We start from the raw sequence: 21234 nt of genomic DNA on the forward strand, positions 1-21234 counted from the left end.
GTCGCCTTACCTGCACCAGCCGTACCAGCCGCGCTGGTCTTAGTTCCATCGTTTGCAGTGGTTTGACCCGCCCCGGCTTCGGCCGGGGCGGTGGGGTCCGGTCGCGCCGTTTTTGAGTTGCGTTCGTCAGTCAGGCGCGAACGGGCAATAACAAGCAATGCGGTTTTCATGCGGGTGCCGCCCTGATGCCGACGGCGCCCCAAGAGGTGTGCCATGTCGCGTTCTCCCCTGCCCCCGTCTCCCCGTAACTTCTCTCACATCACGCGCCGCGAACAAGGTTTGCGACGCTCGCTCACCGCCAGCCAGATGGCCATGATCGCCATCGGTGGCGCCATCGGCACCGGGCTCTTCCTCGGCAGCGGCTTCGCCATCGGCTTTGCGGGCCCAAGCGTGCTGCTCTCCTACGGTATTGGCGCGCTCATCGCGCTGATGCTCATGGGCTGCCTGGCCGAGATGACCGTCGCGCATCCGACGTCCGGCTCGTTCGGCGCGTATGCCGAGCACTACATCGGGCCGTGGGCCGGATTTCTCGTTCGCTACGCGTACTGGTCGTGCATCGTGCTCGCCGTCGGCACAGAAGTGAGCGCCATCGCCGTGTACATGAAGTACTGGTTCCCGCAGGTGCCGGGCTGGTACTGGGTGGCCGGTTTTTCCGCCGCGCTGGTGCTCGTGAACGCCATGTCGGTGAACCTGTTCGGCGCGATCGAATACGGCTTCTCGCTCATCAAGATTGCGGCCATCGTCGCGTTCATCATGATCGGGGCTTACGTGGTGTTTATCGCGCCGGGCTCGGTGGTGAACGCCGATCACTCGCCGGCCGGCTTCGCGAACTACACAGCACACGGCGGTTTCTTTCCGAAAGGCCTGTGGGGCATGTGGGTCGCGGTGATCATCTCGATCTTCAGCTATCTGTCCATCGAGATGATTGCGGTGGCGGCAGGTGAAGCCGAAAACCCGGAGCGGGCGGTCACGCGCGCGTTCCGCTCGACGGTCGTGCGTCTCGTGCTGTTTTATCTGCTCACGCTGGCGCTCATGCTCGCCATCGTGCCGTGGACGGCCGCCGGTCACGACGAAAGCCCGTTCGTGAAAGTGATGCAGGCCATCAACATTCCGGGCGCGGCAGGGGTCATCAACTTCGTGGTGCTGATTGCCGCGCTCTCGTCGATGAACAGCCAGCTCTACATCACCACGCGCATGATGTTCTCGCTCTCGCGTGCCGGCTATGCGCCCGCGCGCTTCGGCGAAGTGAACAAGCGCGGTGTGCCGCTCGCCGCACTGATGCTGTCGACGGTGGGTATCGCGCTCGCCACGCTGGTGAACTTCCTTTACCCCGAGTCGTCGTTCACGTTCATGATGGCGATCTCGATGTTCGGCGCCATGCTCACGTGGATGATGATCTTCGTCACGCATTTCTTCTTCCGCCGGGCATGGCAGCGCGGCGATCACCCACGTCTCGCGTTTCGGATGTGGGGCTTTCCGTGGCTCACGCTGCTGGGTGCGGCGCTCATGGCCGCCGTCATGGTGACCACGCTCTTTACCGGCGTGTTTCGCATGACACTGCTCTTCGGCGTGCCGTTCGTGGCCGTGGTGCTGCTGGTGTATTTCCTCTGGTATCGCAAGCGCGATGGCGAGGCGCAGGCGCAAGCCGCCACGCAGCCGTGATCGCCTGAAGGCTCGGCAAAACGCGCAACATGCAGCGTTGAAATGCAGCGGGGGCGCCACTTGGCGCCCCCGTGATGTTTCAGCGTGCGATTTTTGTACCGGGCGGCTTGAGGTTACGCATCCGCCTTGTTATCGCGGCGCTTTACCAGCAATTCCAGCATGTCGCGCGTCTGCCCGACAATCACGGCGCGAATCCGTCGATTACGCTCGGGATCGTCCCCAGTCCAGCCCATCGAGCAATTGACCGAGCGGCCCATCACCCGGAACGCCATCCCCGTGGTGCTGATGCACACGGCACGCATCAACGTGAGTTCGTCGTCCGTCGACGTGCCGCAAAGGCGCGCCACAATCCCGCCGGTCACCGCCGCGATCCGTCGCGACAGGCGCTCGTGAAACACCTTGAAGCCGGCGTCCGGGCCAAGCCCCGCCTGTTCGCGCGCCATGAACATGTGCCAGCCGTCGATCTGCGGCACGTCTTCGAGAAAACCTGCCTTGCGGTCCTGCAACGCGCAGAACGCGTCGATCAGGCGAGCATCGCCCGCGGCCGGATCGGCAATCACCGCCTCGGCCGCGATGACAGCCTCGCCCAGTTGCGTCCACACCACGTCGACGATGTACTCGACGCACGCCGTGTACACCCCTTCCTTGTTATCGAAGTAGTACTGCAACGCCGGGGCGTTCACGCCGGCCTCGTTGGCGATGTCGCGCGTCGACGCGCCCGCAAAACCGTGCTCGCCGAAACATTTGATCGCCGCCAGGATGATGCGCGCGCGCGTTTCCTCGCCACGCTGGTACCCCGTGTCGACCGCGTGTCGCGGGCGGGCTGCCGCGCGTGGTGCGCGTTGTGTCTGCGGTGGTGTCAGTGCCATGAATCTCCTTGCTTCCCAAAACTTTCGTCAAAAATATAACACTTGACATAAATCGATCAACTGGAATAATTCTGCCAATTGGAATAATTTAGGAGTTTTCCGATGTCTACCGCAGCGCAGGCCCGACTCGAAACGTCGGCACAGTCGATCGATACGGCCACGCGTCAGCCCGAAGAGGCCAAGACAGCGCCCGGCACCGCCGCCCCGTCCGCCGCGCCGGACGGCGCGAATCGCCCCGCCCAGAAAGCCCCCGGCAACCCCCGTCGTAAAAAGCTCGCCATCGGGGCAGGTGTGCTGGCGTTGATCGCCGCCCTCGGCTGGGGCACCCAATGGTGGTTTGTCGGACGTTTTATCGAATCGACCGACGACGCCTATCTGCAAGCCGACAGCATGACCGTCGCCCCGAAAGTCGGCGGCTACGTGACCGAAGTGTTGGTTCGCGACAACGAGACCGTCGCGCTCGGCCAGCCGCTGGTCAAGCTCGACGGCCGTCAGTATCAGGCCGCTTACGACGAAGCGCAGGCGACGGTCGCGGCCCGCGAGGCCGATGTCGCCCGTGCACAGGCCGAACTGGGCCAGCATGCCGCCAACATTGCGCAAACGCGCGCCGAGTTGGAAAGCGCCCGGGCCAACGCCGCGTACTCGGCCGGACAGGTCAAGCGCTACGCGCCGCTTGTCGCCACCGGCGCAGAAACGGATGAACGGCTCGCCGAGTTGCGCAACGCCAGCACGCGCGCCGACGCGACGCTCAAGAGCAACGAGGCCAGCGTGGACGCGAGCGTTCGCCAGACCGATACCCTCAACGCTGCGCTCGCGCAGGCCAAAGCGCAGTTGTCGGTGGCGCAGGCCAGCGCGCGCAAGGCCGAGCTCGATCTCGCCGATACAGTGGTCAAGAGCACGCTGGCCGGCCGCGTGGGAGATCGCGCAGTGCGCGTTGGCCAGTTTGCCCAGCCGGGCACGCGTTTGCTCACCGTGGTGCCGGTACAGAACGTCTATCTGACGGCGAACTTCAAGGAAACGCAGGTCGGCCACATGCGCCCGGGCCAGCCAGTGACGGTGCATGTCGATGCGCTGCCCGGTGAGCCGATTCATGGGGTGGTGGATTCGCTCTCGCCGGGCACGGGCGCGCAGTTCGCGCTGCTGCCGGCGCAGAACGCGACCGGCAACTTCACGAAGATCGTGCAGCGCGTGCCGGTGCGCATCCGACTGGAAGTGCCCGAGTCGCTGCGCACGGTCTTGCTGCCGGGCCTGTCGGTGACGGCGGACGTGGACACGCATGGACGCAAGCAAAGCGCCGCCGCCCCCGCCCCGGCACCCGCGAAGGCCGCGCAGGCGGCGTTACCAACGCCGCCGGGTCAGTCGATCGCACCGTTGGCGCTGAGCGCACCGCTGAACATCACCGTAGGCCCCGCGACCAACGTCAATGCGCACGCGACGCCGGGGAGCAACAGCACCGGAGTGCAACGTGGCTGAAGCACACACGCTCCCCGCTCCGGCAGGTTCGCCGGGCGCGTCGGGCACACTTTCACGCGATGAGGCGCGCAGCGCTGTCGCCGCAGGCACCGGTGGTGGTGGTAGTGGTGGCGGCAGCAGTGGCGGTGCGGCGGCCGCCACGCCTCGCAACGCCTCGGCGTCTGACTGGATCGCCGTCGCGGCCGGGGCGATGGGCGCCCTGCTCGCCACGCTCGACATCTCGATCACCAACTCGGCGCTGCCGCAGATTCAAGGCCAGATCGGCGCCTCGGGCACTGAGGGCACTTGGATCTCGACCGGCTATCTGATGTCGGAAATCGTCATGATTCCGCTCGCGGCGTGGCTCACGCGCGTGCTGGGTCTGCGCCGCTTTCTGACGCTCAACGCGGTGTTCTTCACCATCTTCTCGATGATGTGCGGCATCTCCAGCAGCCTGCCGGAGATGGTGATCGGGCGTATCGGTCAGGGCTTCGCCGGTGGCGCGATGATTCCGACCGCACAGATGATCATTCGCACTCGCTTGCCACGTCATCAGATGGCCGTGGGAATGGCGATGTTCGGTCTCATTGTGCTGCTCGGGCCGTTGCTCGGCCCCGTGGTCGGCGGCTGGCTCACAGAGAACGCGAACTGGCGCTGGTGCTTCTTCCTGAATCTGCCGATCTCGGTGGCCATCGTCTCGCTGCTCATGCTCGGCCTCAAGCGCGAGCCGACCAATCTGCACGCGTTCGTCAAAGCCGACTGGCTGGGCATCGTCGGCCTGACCATCGGCTTGAGTTCGCTCACAGTGGTGCTCGAAGAAGGGCAGCGCGAGCGGTGGTTCGACTCGCACATGATCATCTGGCTGTCGATCCTCTCGGCGGTGGGTATCGGCATGATGCTCGTGGCGCAGTTCACGGCGGAGAAACCCATCGTCAAGCTCTCGCTGCTGCGTAACAAGAACTACGCGAGCGTGATCTACATCGTGTTCACGGTGGGTGCGGGGCTTTACGGCGTGTCGTATCTGCTGCCGCAGTTTCTCGCGACGATTGCGGGTTACAACGCGCAACAGTCGGGCAACATCATGCTGCTCTCGGGTCTGCCCGCGTTTCTGATGATGCCGTTCTTGCCACGGCTCATCAGCCGCGTGGATATCCGGTTTCTTGTGATTGTCGGGCTGCTGTGTTTTTTCGCCAGTTGCATGCTCGATATCGACCTCACGGCGCAGAGCGTGGGGCATGACTTCACGGTGTCGCAGTTGCTGCGCGGCGTGGGGCAGATGCTCGCGATGATGCCGCTCAATCAGGCCTCGATGGCGGCCGTGGAGGCGCAGGACGCGGGTGACGCGGCCGGGCTCTACAACATGGCGCGCAATCTCGGCGGCTCGGTTGGCTTGGCCCTGCTCGGCACGCTGATCGACCGTCGCACCGACTATCACGACGCGATGCTGCGCGAGACGATTACCGCCAACAGTTCGCTCGGACAGGAACATCTGGCGGCGAACGCGGCCGGCTTCTTTGCGCAGACCGGCGATCTGGCCCACGCGCAGTTACAGGCCACGGCGCAACTCGCCGCCCAGATTGCGCAGCAAGCCAGTGTGATTACGTTTTCCGAGACCTTCTATGCGCTGGGCATTGCGCTGCTGCTATGCGTGCCGCTTGCCCTGCTGCTCAAGCAACCCGCGGGTTTTAGCTCCGGCGGGCACTGATCATGACTCTTTATTTGCGAACCTTGGCCGTTGCTTCGGCGCTTCTCGTTGCGGGCTGCACGGTCGGCCCCGATTACCACGGCGCGCCCGATGTCGCCGGCGACGCCATGCGCACGGGCGCCTATCCGCATGCGGGTAACGGCGTCGAAGCGCATACGCCCGGCGTGGCACGTTGGTGGACGGCGCTCGACGATGCGCAACTCACCGCCCTCATCGACGATGCCATCGCGCACAGCCCGGACATTCGTGCGGCACAGGCGAAAGTGCGCCAGTCGCGCGCCAGCCTGCGCAGTCACGAGGCCGATCTGCTGCCGAAAGGCACGGTGGATGTGACGATGCTGCGCACGCGTTCTCCCGATTTGAGCCTGCTCGGAGGGAATGGGGGCAGCGGCTCAAGCGGGCGTGGTCCGCTCGATCTGTATATCGCGGGCTTCGATGCCAGTTGGGAAGTCGATCTGTTCGGCGGCACGCGCCGGGCCGTGGAAGCGGCGAGCGCCGACGCCGATGCGGCGTCGGAGGATCTCGCCGATGCGCATGTGCAGTTGGCCGCCGAGGTCGCGCAGACCTATGTCGCGTTGCGCGATCAGCAGGCACGTCTGGCACTGGTGCGCGACTCTGCGCAGCTTGAGGGCGAGATGCTGGACCTCACGCGTCAGCGGCGTGCCGGTGGTGTGGCATCGGAGCTTGATGTGGAACGTCTGGTGACGCAGGTGGAGCAGACGCAATCGCGGGTGTTGCCACTGGAGGCGGACGTCATCGAATCACTCGATCAGTTGGCGCTGCTGACAGGCCGTGCGCCGGGCGCGCTCGACGCGGAATTCAAGGCACCCAAGGCGTTGCCGACAGTGCCTGCGAAGGTGGCGATCGGCGACCCGACGGCCCTGTTGCAGGCGCGTCCGGATATTCGTGCGGCAGAGCGGCGTCTGGCATCGCAGAACGCGCAGATCGGCGTGCAGACCGCGAACTGGTTCCCGAAGCTTTCGATCATGGGTGAGCTCGGCTATTCGGCACTCGACCCCGGTCATCTCGTGCGCAAGGAGAACTTCAGCTGGATGGCGCTGCCGCGTCTGCAATGGAACGTGCTCGACTTCGGTCGCGTGCAGGCCGGTGTCGACGGCGCGAAGGCCGGGCGCGATCAGGCGCAGGCGAAGTACGAAAGTGCCGTGTTGACGGCGCTGCGCGACGCCGACGTGGCGCTCGCCCGCTACGGACACCAGCGCGAGAACGTCTACCGGCTGCGCAGTGTGGAGGCGTCGGCCACCCGCGCCGCAACGCTCACGCGTCAACGCTATCGCGCCGGTACAGCAAGCACGCTCGACTGGCTCGATGCCGAACGCACACGCTTCTCCGCCGAGCAGGACCGCATCGCCGGCGACGCGCAATTGCTCAAGTCGTTCGTGACGCTGCAAAAGGCGTTGGGGTTGGGGTGGCAGGTGGGGTAAGGCGACGATGGCGTATCGTATGGCCGATGTTCAATAAATATTTTTGTTCACATTTTTTGAACAAATATAAAAATTGAACATCGGCAGGAATAATGCTAGATTGCTCAGAATTTCCATTTGTCCCGCGCGGGACACAGCGAAATGATGAGCAATCTACAGACTCACCCCGGCGATGAATCCAACCTGGATTTCATTCGCACCGCTGTCGATGCGTTGGGCGATTCACTCAGGATCGACGTCGCGATCGCTGGGACGCGTCCGGCGGCGGCACAAGCCGGCGCCTCAATGGAAGTCGCGCTGCAAATCGGCGAGCGTCATGTTCACTATCTCGCCGTGCTTAGACCGGAGACGCTGAACACAAACACGCTCACCACTGCCCTCGCAGGACTTTCGTCGACCGATACCGACCGACCAACGCTACTGGTCACGTCACATCTGACGCGCGGGATGGCCGAGACATGCATCGCGCGGCAGGCCCAGTTCATCGACCTTGCGGGAAACGCGTTTCTCCATGCCGACGGCCTACACATCCAGATCGTGGGGCGCCGACTTCCGGAGCGCGCAAATAACACTTGGCAAGCACAACGTCCTCTGACTAAAGCCACGTCGACGGCCGCACTACACGTCATGTTTGCTGTGATGCGTGACGCTGAACTCCTCAATAAGTCGTATCGGGATATCGCGCATGCCGCAGGCGTCTCGGTCGGCTCCGTTGCGGGAACCTTCGATAGCTGGCGCGCAAGACACCTTCTCAGTGACGACAGTTCAAAAGCCGGCCGACACCTGCTCTCGACGTCAACACTGCTGGACGAATGGGTGATCGGTTATGAGCAACGCATTTATCCGAAACTCCCGTCACAACGATTCACGCTCGCCTCGCAAGATTGGTGGGTGGACTACGACGTCGAGGGCTTGGCCCAATGGGGTGGCGAAGTCGCTGTCAACAAAGTGTTTGGCGAGTTGCGTCCGGCTGCACAGACGCTATATGTCAAACCAGATGCACGACACGACTTGCTGAAAAACTTGGCGATGGATCATCGATTACGGGCCGACCCCATGGGCTCCCTCGAGGTCGTCGATGCCTTTTGGGAATTTGACGATAACTACGCCAGAACGCGAACCTATCGAAACATTGCACCTGCGCCACTAGTCTATGCAGACTTGATGAGAACGAGGGAGCCACGCAATCGCGAAGCGGCACGAGCGCTTCGCAACGCGATGGAGACAAGCAATGGTTTCGATTGGGCTTAGGCACGCTCTGCCTGCCAACCAGCACGCGATGCTCAGCCGTGTCGCGCGCGAAGCCGCAAGACTTGGCATCGAGTGGTTTGTCGCTGGCGCCACCGCGCGCGATATTCTGCTCCACTATCAGTTCGGCTTTCGCATTCAGCGGGCCAGTTTCGATGTCGATATCGCCATGCTCCTGCCCGACTGGGAAATGTTCAGTCGCATGAGTGCCGCGCTTGTCGCGACCGGCGAGTTCCATGCAACGCCGCAGCGCCCCGAGCGCTTGCGGTTCGTCGCTAAAGGACTCGCGCCGCTGCCCGTGGATCTGCTGCCCTTCGGCAATATCGCGGATGCAGACCATCGAATTGCTTGGCCACCCGATTGGGCGATCATGATGCGTGTCGCGGGATACGCCGAAGCTCACAGCACCTCACTGAGCGTGGCGCTCGAGGAGGGTGTTTCCATGCGTGTCGCGTCTATTCCAGGACTCACGTCCATGAAACTGGTCGCATGGCGAGAACGCGGTCACGAGAATGGCAAAGACGCAATAGATCTCCGGCAATTATTGGAGACCTATGCTGAGGCGGGCAATCTGGACCGCCTTTACGGCGAAGAGATGATGACCTTGATGGCCTGCGATTACGATCAAACGCTCGCAGGCGCTTGCCTTCTCGGCAAAGACATTCGGACGATTCTGGGTATGCGGGTCCGTGACGAGATAGAAACCTGGTTGGCCGACGGGAAACTTCGTGACCGCTTGATCATCGCCATGGTGTCACCTGCCACCGAGGTCAACCACGCTTACTCACACTGCGAGCGCCTCGTCGATCAACTCGCCAAGGGATTGAATGACCGACTCTGAACCGGCGCACCAATGAAAAACGCTCCAGAAGCTTTCGCCTCTGGAGCGTTTTTTCTACTACGTGGTGCGGCTGGCAGGATTCGAACCCACGACCCCTTGGTTCGTAGCCAAGTACTCTATCCAACTGAGCTACAGCCGCACAAACTGCACGCGAGGTACCGATCAGACGATTTGACGCTGTCGATACGCTTTCTCATCAACGCATGCCCTGTCTAAAAACTAGGTGCGCCAACGGGAAAGACTCTCCCGAAAAACTAAGGGTCTCCGTGAGGAGACCCTCGAATCAGATGGCGCGGCTGGCAGGATTCGAACCCACGACCCCTTGGTTCGTAGCCAAGTACTCTATCCAACTGAGCTACAGCCGCGCTGTGAGAACAGAATTATGTAAGAAACCAACTCACCGCGCAAGTGTTTTTTGCAATTCTTTTGTCATATCCCTGATTTCCCCGCCTCACCGCGCATTCCATGCGGGATTAGCGCGGAATCGCCCACCGTGGCAAGTGTTTGCCGCTAGAACAATTACTCCACGCAAACCCGCGCCAAATCATGGGATTCCCTCTGCTACGCGCGCAAACGACACGGTATCCTACGGCTTTTTGCGACGCATGATTTCTGCGCTCAAGGCGCCGCCTGCACCGAGCACAGTTCCCCAAGGGAACATCGGGCAGCGCACCATTTCGCGCGTCGACATTCAAAACAGGCACGGCGCCACGGGGAACCCCCTTCCCCCGGAAGCGACGATGCGATAAAAACCATATTCAAGGAGGCGCTCATGGAAAAAGTCTGGCTCAAGAGCTATCCGCCCGGCGTGCCGGCCGAGATCGACGTCAACGCGTATCGTTCGCTGAACGACCTGTTTCTTCAAAGCTGCCAGAAATTCGCAAATCGCCCGTCCTTCTCCAACCTCGGCGTGACGATGACGTTCGCCGACCTCGAGAAAAAATCGCGCGACTTCGCCGCCTATCTGCAAAGTCTGCCCGGTCTCGAGCGAGGCTCGCGGGTCGCGATCATGTCGCCCAACCTGCTGCAATACCCGGTCGCCGTCTTCGGCATCCTGCGCGCCGGCATGGTCGTCGTGAACGTCAACCCGCTCTACACCGCCGGTGAGCTCGAACACCAACTCAAGGACGCCGGCTGCGCCGCCATCGTCGTCATCGAGAACTTCGCCGCCACGCTGCAAAAGGCCCTGCCCGACACGCCCGTCAAGCACATCATCACGACGGCCATCGGCGACCTCGTGCCCGCCCCGAAGCGCTGGATCGTGAACTACGTGGTGCGCCATGTGAAGAAGATGGTGCCCGACTGGAATATTCCGCACGCCGTGTCGTTTCGCGATGCACTCGCGCAAGGCGCGCGCGCCAAGCTGAACGACGTGAAACTCGGTCACGACGACATCGCCTTCCTGCAATACACAGGCGGCACCACCGGCGTGGCCAAGGGCGCGATGCTCACGCACCGCAACATGATCGCCAATATGTTGCAGGCACGCGCCTGGATCGGCTCCGGTCTCGAAGAGGGCAAAGAGATCATCGTCACGGCGCTGCCGCTGTATCACATCTTCTGCCTGACCGCGAACTGCCTCGTGTTCCTGCAACTAGGCGCGCTCAACCTGCTCATCACCAACCCGCGCGACATGCCGGGCTTCGTGAAGGAATTGAGCAAGTGGAAGTTCACGTTCATGACCGGCGTGAACACGCTCTTCAACGGCCTGCTCAATACCCCGGGGTTCGACAAGCTCGACTTCAGCGCCCTCAAGTGCGCCCTCGGTGGCGGTGCCGCCGTGCAACGCGCTGTGGCCGAGCGCTGGCGCCAAGTGACCGGGCATCCGCTCATCGAAGCGTACGGCTTGACCGAAACATCGCCGGCCGTGTGTATCAACCCGCTCGGCAGCGAGTTCAACGGCTCGATCGGGCTGCCGATTTCGTCGACCGAGGTCAGCATCCGCAACGACGCCAACGAAGCCCTCGGCTTTGGTCAGGAAGGCGAGATCTGCGTGCGCGGCCCGCAAGTCATGAAGGGCTACTGGCACCGGGACGACGAAACGGCAAAGACCATCACGCCCGATGGCTGGCTGCGCACCGGCGACATCGGCACGATGGACGAGCAAGGCTACGTTCGTATTACCGATCGTAAGAAGGACATGATTATCGTGTCGGGCTTCAACGTCTATCCGAACGAAGTGGAAGGCGTGCTCGCGATGTGCCCGGGCGTGCTCGAATCGGCCGTCGTCGGGGTGCCGAGCGAGCGTACGGGCGAAGCGGTCAAGGCGGTCATCGTCAAAAAGTCGGCCGACCTGACCGAGCAGATCGTGATCGACTTCTGCCGCCAGCACCTCACGAACTACAAGGTGCCGCACGTGATCGAGTTCCGCAAAGAACTGCCGAAAACGCCCGTGGGCAAGGTGCTGCGCCGCGAACTTCGCTGATCGGTATGTCAATGAAAAACGACCGGGGTCTGTTCAGTCCCCGGCCGTTTTTCATTCCACGCTCGGTCGCGCCGTCACATCGACCTCACGTCCATTGGTAACTTTTGGTTACAGACGTGGCGCGCGTGACTTGGTAAAACAAAGACACGTCAGGTGCGTGCTCTCGGGGCACGCATCGTCATCTGCTTCAGAACGTGCGCGGCAGCCGCCATGCCGAATGTCGCTGTGACACACATGCTTGAGCCGAAACCCGCGCAATTGAGCCCCTGAGGCCCATCAGCAGCATCGGGGGTTTCGCCCGGGGCGCAAACCGCTTCGGGGTACTGCAAAGGCTCGTCGGAGTACACGGCCGGCACGTTGAACTTGGCTTTAGGACCACGGACAAAACCATGTTGCTTGCGTAATTGCGCACGCACTTTCGCCAGCAACGGATCTTGAATCGTGCGAGCAAGATCGTCGATACGAATGCGTGTCGGATCGATCTGACCGCCGGCCCCGCCGACGGTGATAAGACGCTGCTTATGCGCCACGCACCACGCGATAAGCGCCGTCTTCACCCGCACGCTGTCGATGGCATCGATGATCCAGTCGAAGCCACCGCCAAGCATCGTGTCGAGGTTCTCCAGTTCCACGAAGTCCTCGATAAGCGTAACTTGACAGGCAGGATTGATGGCCAGAATACGTTCGGCCATCGCGGCAACTTTCGGCTTGCCGTAGTTGCCGTCAAGCGCGTGCACCTGACGATTGGTATTGCTTTCGGCGACGTTATCGAGATCGATGAGGGTGAGCCGGCCCACGGCGCTGCGCGCCAGTGCTTCCGCCACCCACGAGCCAACGCCGCCGATGCCGATGACCGCGACGTGCGCTTCACGCAGGCGCGCGAGACCGTCGTCACCGTATAAACGCGCGATACCGCCAAAACGGCGGTTCGCGTCAAAATCCTCCTCCGATGGCGTGGCAGACACCGGAGCAACAATAATCGACGGGGTACTGTTCATGATGCGATGGATAACGTCCTTGAAATGGCTGGCGATCACTCTGGTCGCCATCGTGCTGGCATTCGCGGCGTTCATCACGTGGTTTGACTGGAACTACGCCCGGCCCTGGATCAATCGGGAAGTGAGCACCGCGACCGGCCGGCCGTTCGAGATTCGCGGCGACCTGTCACTGCACTGGCTCGCCCCGAACGCACAGACCCCGGGACTGGGGCGCTGGCTGCCGCGGCCTCGCCTGATCGCGAATGATATCGTGTTAGGCAATGTTGCGTGGAGCGAGACGCCGAACATGATCTCGCTCGGCCGCCTCACGTTCTCGCTCGAATGGCTGCCATTGCTCGACAAACGCATCGTCCTGCCCGAAGTCACGCTCTCCGCGCCCAAGATACTTGTCGAAGAACGGGCCGACGGCCAGAACAACTGGACCTTCACCAAGAGCAACGGCGAGCCCTCGCCGTGGAAGTTTCGCATCGGCCGCCTGATTCTCGAAGACGGCGTGATTCGCGCCAATATCGTGCCGCAACAGCTCGACCTGACCGCCAATGTCGCCACCATCGACGGGCAAGCCCCGTATGGCATCGGCGTGACACTCAAAGGCACGTTCCGCAAGGCCGCCGTGACCGGTAAAGCCCGCGGGGGCGACGTGCTCTCGCTGGAGGACTCGGGAGACCCCTACCCGCTCGACGCCAGCGTGCGTATCGGGCGCACACAAATTGCGGCGCGCGGCACGTTCACCAACCCGGCCACGCTCTCCGCGCTCGACATGCACCTGCGTCTGGCCGGCCCGACGATGGCCGACCTCTATCCGATTACCGGCGTGCTGCTGCCGGAAACCCCTGCCTACGAAACCAACGGCCATCTGCTGCATACGGCCGGCGTGTGGCGTTATGAGCGCTTTCAGGGCAAGGTCGGCCAGAGCGATCTGTCGGGCACGCTGGTGTTCCGCCAACGCGAGCCGCGCAACATTCTGCAAGGCGCCGTGGTCTCGAATCAGCTGCGGCTGGTCGATCTGGGCCCGGTCGTCGGGGGCCAGAACCCGTCGGGCGGCAGCGATCTTTCCGGCAAGCCGAAAGCGCCGCCGTCGGACAAGGTATTGCCCGTCGATCCGTTCAAGACGGACCGCTGGCGTGCCATCGACGCCGATGTGCAGTTCACTGGCCGCAAGATCATCAAGGACAAGAGTCTGCCGATCGACAACCTCGTCACCCACGTGGTGCTCGACGACGGCGTGCTCTCGCTCAAGCCGCTGGAGTTCGGTGTGGCGGGCGGGCGCATCACGTCCAATCTGGTGCTCAACGGGCAAGCCGAACCGATGAAGGTCGACTCGCAGGTCTCGTTGCGACATCTGAAGATGAAGGAACTGCTGCCCGAGGTGGACCTGATGAAGACCAGCGTCGGTGAAGTCAATGGCGACGCCGCACTGACCGCCACCGGCAACTCCATTGCTGCGCTGGCCGGCTCGTCGAACGGCGAGATCAAGACGCTGATCGATCGCGGCTCGGTCAGCAAACTGCTGTTGCAGTATCTCGGGATGAACGTGGGCAACATCGTGCTCACCAAGCTCTTTGGCGACAAGCAGATCGAGATGCGCTGTGCGGCGGCCGATTTTGCGGTGCGCGACGGCATCATGGATGCCCGCACCTTCGTGATCGATACCGACGACACGAGTATCGGCGTGACGGGGCAGGTCGATCTCAAGCGCGAACGCTTCAACCTGACGATCCGCCCCGAGCCGAAACACTTCGGTCTCCTGTCGTTGCGCTCGCCTCTGTACGTGCACGGCACGTTCAAGCACCCAGATGTGGGCGTGAACGTGCCGACGCTGGTCGCCCGGGCGGGCGGCGCCATCGCGCTCGGGGTGCTCGCCCCGTACACGGCGCTCGTGCCGCTGCTCGAACTCGGCCCGGGCAAGGACAGCCCGTGCGGCGAGCTGCTCGCCAACCTGCAACGCCCGGCGAGCCGCAACCCCGGGGCGGCCAAGGCGGTGCCCGGTGCGAACGGCAAAGCGGCGACGCCCTCGCGCGGCGCACCGGTGCCCAGCACGGCGCCCACTTTCGGGGCGGGCCGCGAGGCGCCCTGAGCCGCCTCGGACACCGCAAATCCCATGCCAGCCGCAGGGATTTGCGGCACCCCGCCGGCGCCATCGTTGCCGCGCGGCGCCAGCGAGCCGGCAAATTAGTTCACTCCTTAAATATCAAGCACATGGCGCTGGATGCCCGTACTACGCGGCATTCGGCGCGATGGCGTGTCGGCGATGCGACAAATCGCCACGTGCGCAAATTCGCCGACTCTTCGCTATACTGTGTCGCAACCCCCAACCGCAACTGACCGACAACGATCGTCGTGACCCAGACGCCATCACTCGCGGACCTGCGCAAAAACTACGCCCTCGGCTCACTTTCCGAGGCCGACGTAGCGCCCAGCCCGCTCGACCAATTCCAACGCTGGTTTGAGCAAGCGCTCGCGGCCCAACTGCCCGAGCCGAATGCGATGACGCTCGCCACGGTGACGCCCGACGGCCGTCCCGACGCACGCATCGTGCTCATCAAGGGCGTCGACGAACGCGGCTTCACGTTTTTCACGAATTACGAATCGCGTAAGGGGCAGGAACTGGCCGCGACGCCGTACGGCTGTCTGCTGTTCCACTGGATCGAACTCGAGCGTCAGGTGCGCATCGAGGGACGCGTCGAGAAGGTGACAGAAGCAGAAAGCGACGCCTACTATCACTCGCGTCCGGTCGGCTCACGACTGGGTGCCTGGGCCTCGGTGCAGAGCGCCGAAGTGGCCGATCGCAGCATCATCGAGGAGCGTGAAGCGGATTTCCGGCGCCAGTTCGGCGACGCCCCGCCGCGCCCGCCGCACTGGGGCGGCTATCGCCTCAACCCCGAGAGCATCGAATTCTGGCAGGGCCGCGTGTCGCGCCTGCATGATCGAATCAAGTATTTCCGGCTTGCCGATGGGTCGTGGCGCGTGGCGCGCCTTTCACCCTGACCCACGCATCGGCTTGGCCGACGCGGTACGCCTGCCCGCCCGTTTGACGAGGAGACGTCGCCGCGCCGTGCGGTACGGACTTAAAGTTTTTTTGGTGACACTTGGAGCACATCCATGTTGTGGGAGAAAAAACTCGAAAGCTGGGTCAGCGGCGTCAAGACTTCCTCCAACCTGCCGATCCGCCTCGCGCTCTGGAACGGGCAGCACTATGATTTTGGTGCGTTCGACAACCCCAGCGTGACGTTGCGCGTCAATGGCCCCGCGGCCATGACGCGCTTGCTGACCCCCAGCCTCGACAATCTCGGCGAGGCGTACGTGAAGGGCGAGATCGACGTCGAAGGCAAGCTCTCCGACGTTATCGACATGAGCTACGCGCTCGCCGGCAGCAGTCTCTCGGCGATCGGTCCGCTCGGGCGCATTACACGCCACTTCAATCACACAAAGCAGTCCGACAAGCGCTCGATCGAGTTTCACTACGACGTATCGAACGACTTCTACCAGCTCTGGCTGGATAAGAACATGGTCTATTCGTGTGCCTACTTCGAGCAGGGCGACGAAGACCTCGATACGGCGCAGGAAAAGAAGATCGATCACATCCTCACCAAGATTCAGGTGCAGCCCGGGCAGACCTTGCTCGATATCGGCTGCGGGTGGGGTGCGCTGGTGATTCGCGCGGCCAAGAAGTTCGGCGCGAAGTGCGTGGGCGTCACGCTCTCGCAAAACCAGTACGATCTGGCGACCGAGCGGGTGAAGAAGGCGGGCCTTCAGGATCAGATCGAGATCCGCATTCAGGATTACCGCGACGTCGAAGGCCAGTTCGATCGCATCACCAGCGTGGGCATGTTCGAACACGTGGGCCGCAAGAACCTCACCGACTACTTCGCCAAGATGGCATCGCTGCTCAAGGACGATGGCGTCGCGATGAATCACGGCATCACCTCGACCGACCCGGACAGTGGCGAAACCGCGATGGGCGGTGGCGAATTCATCGATAAGTACGTGTTCCCGAACGGTGAACTGCCGCACATCAGCCTTGCGCTGGAGTCGATGCAGCGCGGTGGGCTCGAAGCGAGCGACGTGGAGAGTCTGCGCCGTCACTACGCGCGTACGCTCACGCTCTGGTCGGAACGCTTCGAAGCGCATGCGCCGCGTCTGCGCGAGCTGGCGGGCGAAGAGCGCTTCCGCGTGTGGCGCGTGTATCTCGCGGGTTGTGCGTACGCGTTCGAACACGATCATGTGTCGATTTATCAGATCGTGTGCCGCAAGGCGGGGCAGCCGGCCAAGGGTCTGCCGTGGTCGCGTCGCTATATGTACGAGAACCCGATCGGGGGATGAGCGGCTGACGTGACGACGGCCAACCTGCGGGACGTGTTCTAATCGCGTTGTCCGTCGTCGTCCATACCGTCATCCATCGCGTCGTAGGTATTCATGAGTCAGTTCGATCTGTTTGGGGCACCGCCTGACGATCCTGCGCCGGGCGGGCGCGCCGGGCAGATCGGTCCGGTCCCTCTCGTTCCCACCGCCCCCGAATCTACCGACCGCCGCGCGGGCACGTCCCGCCGTGGCGGCGTCGGTGCGGCTGCCGTTTCCCCCACCCTGCAAACCACGGGTAACGCCCTCCCGGGCAACATCCGGCTGGGGACTTCGTCGTGGTCGTTTCCGGGCTGGAAGGGGATTGTCTGGGATGACGACTACAGCGATACCAAGCTCTCCCGTCAGGGGCTCACCGCGTACGCGAGTCATCCGGTACTGCGCTGCGTCGGCATCGACCGGTCGTTCTACAAGCCGATGACGATCGTCGAATATCAGAAGTACGCCGAGCAAGTGCCCGACAGCTTCCGATTTCTGGTCAAGGCGCCGACCCTCGTCACAGATGCCGTCGTGCGCGGCGAGAAAGGCGAAGGCCTGTCGTCGAACCCCTGCTTTCTCGATGCGCGCATTGCGGCTGAGCAATTTGTCACGCCCTGCCTGACCGGGCTCGGTGCGAAGGCGGGCGTGCTGGTATTCCAGATGTCGCCGCTGCCCTCGGAGCTCCTGCGTGATATTCCTGCGCTGGTGCAGCGTATTGAGGCGTTTTTCGCGGCGTTGCCACCGCTGCCGGCGCTGCCGGACGATCCGAATTCGGGTGCACCGACGCCGGGACCCTGTTATGCGTTGGAGATTCGCGACGGCGCGTTGCTGACGCCCCGGCTGATGCGCGCGCTCGGGCAACTGGGCGTGCGTTATTGCATCGGCCTGCATGCGCGTATGCCACATGTGGAGCGGCAGGCGGCCGCACTGGCGATGCTCGATGAAGCCGGCGCCGGACCGCTGGTGGTGCGCTGGAATCTCAACAGCGGGCATCGCTACGAGCAAGCCAAAGCGAAGTACGCGCCGTTCGACAAGATCGTCGACCCCGACCCAACGACTCGCGACGTGCTCGCCGCGCTGGCCACGCACTATGCGCTGGCCGGTCACCCGGTCTATGTGATCGTCAACAACAAGGCAGAGGGTTCGTCGCCGCTATCGTGTCAGGCGCTGGCCGAGCGAATTGCCGAACTATCGACACCGGCTGCCGACACAACCGGCACACCGGACACCGGCGCCACAGACGTAGAAACGCCGAGGGCCTGACGCCAGCGAATTCAATCAATTCGCCGGGGTCAGGCCCTCGTCCGGACAACCTTGTGAGGCTTACCGGGTCAACTTACGCGACCAGATGCGGAATCTGCACGTCCGGATTCACATCGGCGTCATAGTCCACACCGTCGATCTCGAAGCCGAACAGGCGCAGGAATTCCTGCTTGTAGCCCGCGAAATCGGTCAATTCGTACAGATTGTCGTTGGTCACCTTGTCCCACAGCGCCATCACGGCCGTCTGCACTTCCGGCGACAGTTCCTTCTGATCGGTACGCACACGGCCATCGTCGTCGAGCAACGGCGCCGCGTTGTAAAGGCTGTCTTTGTACAGACCGTAGATCTGCTCGATACAGCCTTCGTGCGTGCCCTGTTCCTTCATCACCTTGAACAGCAGCGACAGGTACAGCGGCATCATCGGAATCGCGGAGCTGGCCTGCGTGACCAGCGCCTTGAGCACGGCCACGCGGGCATCGCCACCATTGGCGGCGAGCTTGGCACGGATGTTCAGTACCTTGTCGTCGAGATCGCGCTTGGCGGCGCCGATCGAACCATTCCAGTAGATGTCGTGCGTGATCTTCTCGCCGAGATACGTGAATGCCGTGGTCTTGGCACCCGGGGCGAGCACACCGGCTTCGGCCAGCGCGTCGATCCACATTTGCCAGTCTTCACCGCCCATGACGGCCACGGTGTTGTCGATTTCTTCCTGCGATGCCGGTTCGAGCACCGACTCTTTGACTACTTCCTTGTCGGTATCGATACCGCGCAGCGTCACCGATTTGCCGATGGGCTTGAGCACGGAATTGAAGACCTGCCCCGTTTCCGGGTGGATGCGGCGCGGTGCGGCGAGGCTGTAGACGACCAGATCGACCTGACCGAGATCGTTCTTGATCGTCTCGATGGTCTTGGCCTTGATTTCCTTGGAGAAGGCATCGCCGTTGATGCTCTTGGCGTACAGCCCCTTTTCGGTGGCGAACTTGTCGAACGCCGCCGTGTTGTACCAACCCGGGGTCGCCGGCTTCGTCTCAGAACCGGCACGCTCGAAGAAGACGCCGAGCGTGGCGGCGTCGCAACCGAAGGCGGCCGTGATGCGGGCGGCCAGACCGTAACCGGTGGACGCGCCGAGCACGAGCACCTTCTTCGGGCCGTTGGCGATCGGGCCCTGAGCCTTCACGTACTCGATCTGTTGCTTGACGTTGGCTTCGCAGCCGACGGGATGGGTGGTGACGCAGATGAAGCCGCGCACGCGTGGCTTGATGATCATGGAAACCTCGTTCACAAAATTCGGTGATGCCGCATACCGGCAAACACCGCGCATTGTAAACGAGGTCGACGCCTTATCGTCTTATCGCGTTATTCCGGCGCGACGACCACGGACCGGTCGAGCCGCTTCGGGAACTGAATCTGGCGGATGCGGCGCACGAGCAGTGCGGCGACGATCGCCGCCACGCCGGTGAGCAGCACGCCGGCGTGCACGGCGCTAACCAGCGTCTGGCGGGCGGTTTCAACGAGCGGCATGCCGTCGATCCCCATGGCGCGCAGGTCGGTGAGCAAGTCGCCGCGCAGCGCCGGGTCGATCAGAATGCGCGGATCGAGGGCCCGCGTGACCGCGTGCGACGCCGGCGTGCCGTCGTAGGCCGACACGGCACCGGCCACACCGCTGGCGTACCAATGATTGACGAGCGTGCCGACGATGGTCGTGCCGAGCATGCCGCCGACCATACGCGTCGACTGGAGCAGCGCGGTGGTAATGCCAAAGCGCTCGCGCCCGGCAATCTCCTGCCCGAACACGTTCATGTTGTTCAGGATGAAGCCGATGCCGATGCCCGCAAACGCCATCATCAGCGCGAGTACCGCGTGCGAGGTTTCGCGATGCGCCAGCCCGACGCCGGCCGAGGCGACGGCCAGCAGGCAGAAGCCGAGGATCAGCATGTTGGTCGGGCGCGACAGGCGTACCACGATGGGCGTGTTGATGAAGCTGCCCAGCGCAATGCACGCGGCAATCGGCGTGGCAATGAGCCCGGCCGTTTGCGGACTCAGGCCGAAGCCGCCTTGCAGCAGCAGCGGCGCGAAGAAGATCAGCGAGTACATCACGAAGCCGATCAGCACGGACAACGTGAAAAGCACCACCAGTTGCGGGTGCCGGAACATGTCGAGCGGCACGATCGGGTGCGTGGCGCGACGCTCGGTGCGCAACAACACCCAAAAACCGACGACGACCGCCACGATCAGCAACAGATTGGTGAGCGACGCGCCATGCGCCGGCACGTTCTCGATAAACACCTGAAAACCGCCCAGCACCACCGCGATCCAGAGCGCACCGCGCCAGTCGACGCGGACATCGCCCTTGTGCACCGACGGGAATTTCGGCAGATACCGCCACACGAAATACAGCGCGGCGAGGCCCACTGGCAGGTTGATGAAGAAGGTGGAACGCCAGCCGAAGTGCTCGGAGAGCAAACCGCCCAACGAGGGGCCGGCCGCCGTGCCGATGCCGTACGCCGTGGTAATCACCACCTGCCAGCGCACGCGCGAACGCGCATCGGGAAAGAGATCGGGCACCGAGGCGAACGCCGTGCCGACCATCATCCCGCCACCCAGCCCCTGCAACGCTCGCGCGAAGATCAGGAACGGCATATTGGGCGCCAGACCGCACAGCACCGAGGCCGCCGTAAAGGTAACCACCGAGGCAATGACGAACTGGCGACGGCCGAAATAGTCGCCCAGCCGCCCGAAAACCGGCACGGTCACGACGGACGCGAGCAAATAAATGCTGGCGATCCAGGCGTAATACTCGAAACCCTTGAGTTCGGCGACGATGGACGGGAGGGCAGTACTGACAACGGTCTGGTCAAGAGCGACCAGCATGTTGACGAGCGCGATGCCAATCATGGCCATCAACGCATCGCGAAAAGGCAGGGGGCGCACGGCTAACTACCTGAAGACTTCATGAGGGGAGCCGTCATTCTATGCGAAAAATAATGAAGA

15 protein-coding genes and 2 tRNA genes are annotated in these 21234 nt (G+C 62.9%); 11 read left to right on the forward strand and 6 right to left on the reverse strand.

Annotation, left to right across the window (positions count from 1 at the left end; genetic code table 11):
- The first annotated feature begins 213 nt into the window (after positions 1 to 213).
- Positions 214 to 1662, forward strand: a complete 1449-nt coding sequence (locus tag PIN31009_RS21815; protein WP_174997328.1) for an amino acid permease — start codon at positions 214 to 216, stop codon at positions 1660 to 1662.
- Positions 1663 to 1775: 113 nt separating this feature from the next.
- Here PIN31009_RS21815 and PIN31009_RS21820 read toward each other — a convergent pair whose 3' ends face one another.
- The gene (locus tag PIN31009_RS21820) at positions 1776 to 2531 is read right to left on the reverse strand and encodes a CerR family C-terminal domain-containing protein (protein WP_150791564.1); all 756 of its coding nucleotides are present in this window, start codon (positions 2529 to 2531) and stop codon (positions 1776 to 1778) included.
- 102 nt (positions 2532 to 2633) lie between these two features.
- On the opposite strand from PIN31009_RS21820, the gene PIN31009_RS21825 reads away from it, so the two are divergent.
- The 5 genes from PIN31009_RS21825 to PIN31009_RS21845 all read left to right on the forward strand — a co-directional run bounded on the left by PIN31009_RS21825 (position 2634) and on the right by PIN31009_RS21845 (position 9219).
- Positions 2634 to 4004, forward strand: a complete 1371-nt coding sequence (locus tag PIN31009_RS21825; RefSeq protein WP_150791565.1) for an HlyD family secretion protein — start codon at positions 2634 to 2636, stop codon at positions 4002 to 4004.
- A 190-nt stretch (positions 4005 to 4194) separates the two neighbouring features.
- A complete protein-coding gene (locus PIN31009_RS21830; protein ID WP_150791631.1) occupies positions 4195 to 5688 on the forward strand; it encodes an MDR family MFS transporter in 1494 nt (497 codons plus the stop codon).
- A 2-nt stretch (positions 5689 to 5690) separates the two neighbouring features.
- Positions 5691 to 7130: an efflux transporter outer membrane subunit gene (locus PIN31009_RS21835; protein ID WP_150791566.1), complete on the forward strand. Its 1440-nt coding sequence runs from the start codon at positions 5691 to 5693 to the stop codon at positions 7128 to 7130.
- 141 nt (positions 7131 to 7271) lie between these two features.
- Positions 7272 to 8381, forward strand: a complete 1110-nt coding sequence (locus PIN31009_RS21840; RefSeq protein WP_150791567.1) for a type IV toxin-antitoxin system AbiEi family antitoxin — start codon at positions 7272 to 7274, stop codon at positions 8379 to 8381.
- The gene (locus tag PIN31009_RS21845; protein WP_150791568.1) at positions 8362 to 9219 is read left to right on the forward strand and encodes a nucleotidyl transferase AbiEii/AbiGii toxin family protein; all 858 of its coding nucleotides are present in this window, start codon (positions 8362 to 8364) and stop codon (positions 9217 to 9219) included. Before PIN31009_RS21840 ends, PIN31009_RS21845 begins: the two co-directional genes overlap by 20 nt.
- 62 nt (positions 9220 to 9281) lie before the next feature.
- Here PIN31009_RS21845 and PIN31009_RS21850 read toward each other — a convergent pair.
- Positions 9282 to 9358: transfer RNA gene (locus tag PIN31009_RS21850), tRNA-Arg, on the reverse strand.
- A gap of 149 nt (positions 9359 to 9507) precedes the next feature.
- Positions 9508 to 9584: transfer RNA gene (locus PIN31009_RS21855), tRNA-Arg, on the reverse strand.
- A 407-nt stretch (positions 9585 to 9991) separates the two neighbouring features.
- On the opposite strand from PIN31009_RS21855, the gene PIN31009_RS21860 reads away from it, so the two are divergent.
- Positions 9992 to 11644: an AMP-binding protein gene (locus PIN31009_RS21860; protein ID WP_150684959.1), complete on the forward strand. Its 1653-nt coding sequence runs from the start codon at positions 9992 to 9994 to the stop codon at positions 11642 to 11644.
- Between the two features lie 149 nt (positions 11645 to 11793).
- Here the strand turns inward: PIN31009_RS21860 and tcdA are convergent, their stop codons facing one another.
- Entirely contained in the window at positions 11794 to 12642 is an 849-nt protein-coding gene (tcdA, locus tag PIN31009_RS21865; protein WP_150791569.1) for a tRNA cyclic N6-threonylcarbamoyladenosine(37) synthase TcdA, read from the reverse strand.
- A gap of 19 nt (positions 12643 to 12661) precedes the next feature.
- Between tcdA and PIN31009_RS21870 the strand changes: the two genes are divergently transcribed.
- From PIN31009_RS21870 to PIN31009_RS21885, 4 genes are all read left to right on the forward strand, one after another.
- Complete coding sequence (locus tag PIN31009_RS21870; RefSeq protein WP_246185800.1) at positions 12662 to 14719, forward strand: AsmA family protein; 2058 nt, start codon at positions 12662 to 12664, stop codon at positions 14717 to 14719.
- A 263-nt stretch (positions 14720 to 14982) separates the two neighbouring features.
- Positions 14983 to 15630, forward strand: a complete 648-nt coding sequence (pdxH, locus tag PIN31009_RS21875; RefSeq protein WP_150791570.1) for a pyridoxamine 5'-phosphate oxidase — start codon at positions 14983 to 14985, stop codon at positions 15628 to 15630.
- A gap of 114 nt (positions 15631 to 15744) precedes the next feature.
- Positions 15745 to 16965: an SAM-dependent methyltransferase gene (locus PIN31009_RS21880; protein ID WP_150684962.1), complete on the forward strand. Its 1221-nt coding sequence runs from the start codon at positions 15745 to 15747 to the stop codon at positions 16963 to 16965.
- Between the two features lie 93 nt (positions 16966 to 17058).
- Positions 17059 to 18243 carry a DUF72 domain-containing protein gene (locus PIN31009_RS21885; RefSeq protein ID WP_150791571.1) on the forward strand — a complete coding sequence of 395 codons (1185 nt, stop codon included), beginning with the start codon at positions 17059 to 17061 and terminating at the stop codon, positions 18241 to 18243.
- Between the two features lie 73 nt (positions 18244 to 18316).
- On the opposite strand, the gene fabV is transcribed toward PIN31009_RS21885, so the two are convergent.
- A complete protein-coding gene (gene fabV, locus PIN31009_RS21890; RefSeq protein WP_150791572.1) occupies positions 18317 to 19510 on the reverse strand; it encodes an enoyl-ACP reductase FabV in 1194 nt (397 codons plus the stop codon).
- 89 nt (positions 19511 to 19599) lie between these two features.
- A complete protein-coding gene (locus PIN31009_RS21895; protein ID WP_150791633.1) occupies positions 19600 to 21138 on the reverse strand; it encodes an MFS transporter in 1539 nt (512 codons plus the stop codon).
- Positions 21139 to 21234: the final 96 nt, after the last annotated feature.

This window comes from Pandoraea iniqua (assembly GCF_902459685.1).
GTDB classification, from domain to species: domain Bacteria; phylum Pseudomonadota; class Gammaproteobacteria; order Burkholderiales; family Burkholderiaceae; genus Pandoraea; species Pandoraea iniqua.

Coding starts and splice junctions, on each gene's coding strand:
- PIN31009_RS21815 (WP_174997328.1), top strand. CDS start 214: ATGTCGCGTTCTCCCCTGCCCCCGTCTCCCCGTAACTTCTCTCACATC.
- PIN31009_RS21820 (WP_150791564.1), bottom strand. CDS start 2,531: ATGGCACTGACACCACCGCAGACACAACGCGCACCACGCGCGGCAGCC.
- PIN31009_RS21825 (WP_150791565.1), top strand. CDS start 2,634: ATGTCTACCGCAGCGCAGGCCCGACTCGAAACGTCGGCACAGTCGATC.
- PIN31009_RS21830 (WP_150791631.1), top strand. CDS start 4,195: ATGGGCGCCCTGCTCGCCACGCTCGACATCTCGATCACCAACTCGGCG.
- PIN31009_RS21835 (WP_150791566.1), top strand. CDS start 5,691: ATGACTCTTTATTTGCGAACCTTGGCCGTTGCTTCGGCGCTTCTCGTT.
- PIN31009_RS21840 (WP_150791567.1), top strand. CDS start 7,272: ATGATGAGCAATCTACAGACTCACCCCGGCGATGAATCCAACCTGGAT.
- PIN31009_RS21845 (WP_150791568.1), top strand. CDS start 8,362: ATGGTTTCGATTGGGCTTAGGCACGCTCTGCCTGCCAACCAGCACGCG.
- PIN31009_RS21860 (WP_150684959.1), top strand. CDS start 9,992: ATGGAAAAAGTCTGGCTCAAGAGCTATCCGCCCGGCGTGCCGGCCGAG.
- tcdA (WP_150791569.1), bottom strand. CDS start 12,642: ATGAACAGTACCCCGTCGATTATTGTTGCTCCGGTGTCTGCCACGCCA.
- PIN31009_RS21880 (WP_150684962.1), top strand. CDS start 15,745: ATGTTGTGGGAGAAAAAACTCGAAAGCTGGGTCAGCGGCGTCAAGACT.
- PIN31009_RS21885 (WP_150791571.1), top strand. CDS start 17,059: ATGAGTCAGTTCGATCTGTTTGGGGCACCGCCTGACGATCCTGCGCCG.
- fabV (WP_150791572.1), bottom strand. CDS start 19,510: ATGATCATCAAGCCACGCGTGCGCGGCTTCATCTGCGTCACCACCCAT.
- PIN31009_RS21895 (WP_150791633.1), bottom strand. CDS start 21,138: ATGATTGGCATCGCGCTCGTCAACATGCTGGTCGCTCTTGACCAGACC.